This window comes from Micromonospora sp. (assembly GCF_048594385.1).
Lineage (GTDB): Bacteria > Actinomycetota > Actinomycetes > Mycobacteriales > Micromonosporaceae > Micromonospora > Micromonospora wenchangensis.
Window position 1 is genome coordinate 1 of sequence record NZ_JBMDWU010000575.1, and the last position, 3834, is coordinate 3834.

General features: G+C 77.0%; 4 protein-coding genes. 2 read left to right on the top strand and 2 right to left on the bottom strand.

All coding sequences use genetic code 11. The features are described 5' to 3' along the window. On the top strand, positions 1-880 hold an 880-nt coding region (locus ACOJTC_RS30295), incomplete at its 5' end, for an RDD family protein (RefSeq protein WP_420119440.1). Further along, positions 877-1980 carry a histidinol-phosphate transaminase gene (gene hisC / locus ACOJTC_RS30300; RefSeq protein WP_420119441.1) on the top strand — a complete coding sequence of 368 codons (1104 nt, stop codon included), beginning with the start codon at positions 877-879 and terminating at the stop codon, positions 1978-1980. The genes ACOJTC_RS30295 and hisC, both read left to right, overlap by 4 nt. Positions 1981-2025: 45 nt before the next feature. Here the strand turns inward: hisC and ACOJTC_RS30305 are convergent, their stop codons facing one another. Then, on the bottom strand, positions 2026-3273 hold the full coding sequence (locus tag ACOJTC_RS30305) for a PQQ-binding-like beta-propeller repeat protein (protein WP_420119442.1): 1248 nt from the start codon (positions 3271-3273) through the stop codon (positions 2026-2028). Positions 3274-3384: 111 nt separating this feature from the next. Further along, positions 3385-3834, bottom strand: a 450-nt coding sequence (locus ACOJTC_RS30310; RefSeq protein ID WP_420119443.1) for an SRPBCC family protein, incomplete at its 5' end; no start/stop codon positions are given.

The following is a 3834-nucleotide window of genomic DNA, read 5'->3' on the forward strand; positions in this document are numbered from 1 at the left end:
CCACGGGGCGCCGGGCCCACCCTGGGCGGGCCAGCCCTGGACCGGGCAACCCGGCGCGGCAGGACAGCCCTGGGCCGGACAGCCGGAAGCAGGACAGCCGGGAGCGGGGCAGCCAGGTCCGGTGCAGCCCGGGGCGGGACAGCCCGGGGCGGGACAGCCCGGGGCGCCGGGGCAGCCCTGGGCCGGGCAGCCGGGAGCGGGGCAGCCCGGCGGGCCGCCGCCCGGGTGGCCGTACCCGACCTTGCCGGGGCGTCCGCCGGAACCCCGGCCGCACGGGGTGCCGCTGGCCGGCTACGGTGCCCGGCTGCTCGCCCGGCTGGTCGACTTCGGGGTCGTCCTCGGGCTCAACGCGGTGGTCAACGGCTGGTTCGTCTGGCGGTACTTCGAGGAGACCGCGCCCTACCTGCGCGAGGCGGTCCGGCGGGCGATGGCCGGCGACTCCTCGCGGGAGGGGCTGCCCGCCATCGGTGAGCAGGCCGGTGGCCTCCAGATCGCCATCCTGGTCATCGCGACCGCGCTCTGGTTCGCCTACGAGGTGCCGACGATGGCGTCCGGCGGGCAGACCCTGGGCAAGCGGCTGCTGCGCATCCGGGCGGTGCCCGTCGACGCCGACCAGCCGCTCGGCTTCGGCCGGGCCACCCGGCGGTGGAGCACCATGGGCATGCCCACCCTGCTCTGGTTCTGCTGCGGCTTCGGGCTGCTGCTCCAGTTCGTCGACGCGGTCTCCGCGCTCTTCGACCACCCGCTGCGCCAGGCCCTGCACGACAAGCGGGCCCAGACGGTCGTGGTGCGGGTGCCGCGTGCCGACCACCCGGACGCCCCCACCGACGACCGTGCCACCGACCGCACCGACCCCGAGCCCCCGGGAGACACCCCATGACCGACACCGGACGCCACCAGCCCCCGCTGCGACTGACCCGCGCCGACCTGGACGCCCTGCCGAACTACGTGCCCGGCCGCAGCCCGGCCGACCTGGCCCGCGAGCTGGGCCTGGCCGAGGCGATCAAGCTGGCCAGCAACGAGGTGCCGTACGGGCCGCTGCCCGGGGTGGTCGAGGCGGTCACCGAGGCGGTCACCGGGTCGCACCGCTACCCCGACATGGGCGTGGTGGCGCTGCGCACCGCGCTCGCCGAGCGGTACGGCGTGGACCCGGACCGGATCGCCACCGGCTGCGGGTCGGTGGCGCTGGCCGAGCACCTGGTCCGGGCCACCTGCCGGCCCGGCGCCGAGCTGCTCTACTCGTGGCGCTCGTTCGAGGCGGACCCGATCATCGCGGCGACCAGCGGCGCGAGCAGCGTGCGGGTGCCCAACGACGCCGGGCACGGGCACGACCTGGCGGCGATGGCCGCGGCGGTGACCGACCGGACCCGGATGGTGCTGGTCTGCAACCCCAACAACCCCACCGGCACGGCCGTACGCGGGCCGGAGCTGGACCGCTTCCTCGACGCCGTCGGCGACGACGTGCTCGTCGTCATCGACGAGGCGTACCGGGAGTTCGTCACCGACCCGCAGGTGCCCGACGGGCTGACCTACCTCGACCGGCCCAACGTGGTGGTGCTGCGCACCCTGTCCAAGGCGTGGGGCCTGGCCGGGCTGCGGATCGGCTGGCTGGTCGGCACCCCGGAGGTCGCCGCCGCGGTCCGCAAGGTGGTCACCCCGTTCTCCACCAGCACGGCGGCGCAGGCGGGGGCGCTGGCCGCGCTCGCCCAGGCCGACGAGGTCGAACGCCGCTGCGCGCTGGTCGTGGCGGAACGGGACCGGGTCACCGCGGCGCTGCGCAAGGTCGTCCCCGACGTGCCGTCCAGCCAGGCCAACTTCGTCTGGCTGCCGCTGGGCGAGAAGGCCGTGGAGTTCGGCCGGGCCTGCGAGGCGCGCGGCGTGATCGTCCGGCCGGTCCCCGGCGACGGCGTCCGGGTCACCATCGGCACCCCGGCCGAGAACGACGCCTTCCTGGCCGTGGCGGAGGCCGCCCTGTCCTGAACCACCCGCCGGCACGCCCCGGCCCACCGGCCGGGTCGGGCCGGGTCAGGTCGCGGCGAGCACCACCGGCTCGGCCATCAGGAAGTACGCCTGGTCGTCGTCGTCCGGGTCGGCGCGCTCCCGCAGCCGTTCCACCGCGACGTAGCCGCCGGCCGCGTACGCCCGGCCGGGCTTCCAGCCGATGCCGTCCCGGCCGGGGGTCATCGGGAACCGGGACCGCTGCGCGCCGGTGACCGGGTCGAGGGTGACCAGTTCCCGGCGTTCGGTCAGCACGTAGAGCCGACCGGCCTCGGTGGCGAGGATCGTCACCGGGCCCAGGTCACCGCGCTGCCAGCGGCCCTTGCCGGTGCGCGCCTCCCAGCCCTTGAGCACCCCGCCGTCGTCGCCGACGGCCAGCTCGCCGACCAGGGTGGTGCCGGCGGCGTCCAGGGCGGGGGCGGCCATCGGCGCACCCGGGCCGACCTGCCAGCCCCGGCCGCCGGAGCCGCCGTCGGTGCGCAGCCCCCGGCACTGCGAGCGGGGGGTGAGGCAGCCGACCGGGGTGACGGTGAACCGCTCGGGTGCGTCCGGGGGCCGCCAGCGGGTGCCCACCGCGCCGGTGGCGACGGCGCGGAACTCGACAGCCGTCGGGCCGGCGCAGGAGTCGACGGAGAAGACCTGCCCGGCGGCGGTGGTGCCCAGGTCGGTACGGCAGTCCCGGCCACCGTCGACCCGCCACAGCTCCCGCCCGTCGGCGAGGTCGTAACCGCGCAGACCGTCCCGGCCCGAGATGACGAGCACCGTCCGGCTTCCGGGGGCGGGGGCGACGGAGATGCCGTGCGGGTCCCAGACGGTGGCCGCCCCGGTACGCCGGGCGGGGGCCACGGCGTACGGCGTCGGCCCGTCGGCCCGCCAGGCGACCGTGCCGGTGAGCCCGTCCAGGGCCACCAGCTTCCCGTCCGACCAGCGGCTGAGCACCATCGTGCCGGCCGCCAGCACCCCGTCGAGGGTGGCCGGCCAGCGCCGGTACGACCAGAACGGGGTGACCCGGTTGCGGCTGTCGGCGGGCCGGTCGGCATAGAGCTGGCGCTCGGCGGCGTAGACCCGCAGCCGGCCCGCCACCACCAGCGGCGCGACCGGCAGCCGACCCACCACGCCGACGGCCGGGGTGCCGGCGGGCGGCGGTGCGCCCCGGGCGGGCGTGACGACCTCGGCGGGGGCGAGCACCCGGTAGCCGATGCCGGCGACCGCCACGAGGGTGAGCAGCGTGGTGACCGCGACCACGAGTCGCCGCCGTCCCTTCGGGAATCCCATGCCCACCTCCGCCCGGCACCCTACCCAGACGTCCCCCCTGGGGACCGGTCAGGTCGCGTCGCGTCGCGCGAACGAAGTCGGGCCGGCGGACCGCCGGTGCCCGGACGCGGATCAGGCGGCGGTGGCCCGGCCGGTGCTGCGCACGGTGGCGGCCAGCGCGGTCAGGTCGTGCCGGATCGCGCCCTCCACCGTCCGGGCGGCCAGGCCGCCGAAGAGCAGCGCCATCACCCGCCCGTACGGGGCGGTCGGCAGCGCCCGGTGTTCGACCGTGACGGCGGTGCCGACCCGGCGACGACGGCGGACGGCGCGCAGGGTCCAGGTGATCCGGTAGTCCACCCCGATGCCCGGGGAGGCGAGCACCAGCCGGTGTGCCGGCTCGGCGGTCAGGACCAGGAACTCCTCCGGCTGGTCGCCGCCGTCCGGGCGGGTACGGGTCTCCCGCCAGGCGGTGCCCGGCCCGAACGGCCCGGGGGTGAGCAGCTCGACGGAGCTGACCGTGCAGAGCCAGTCGACCCGGACGGGCAGGTCGGTCAGGAGTTCCCACACGTCGACGGCTGACGC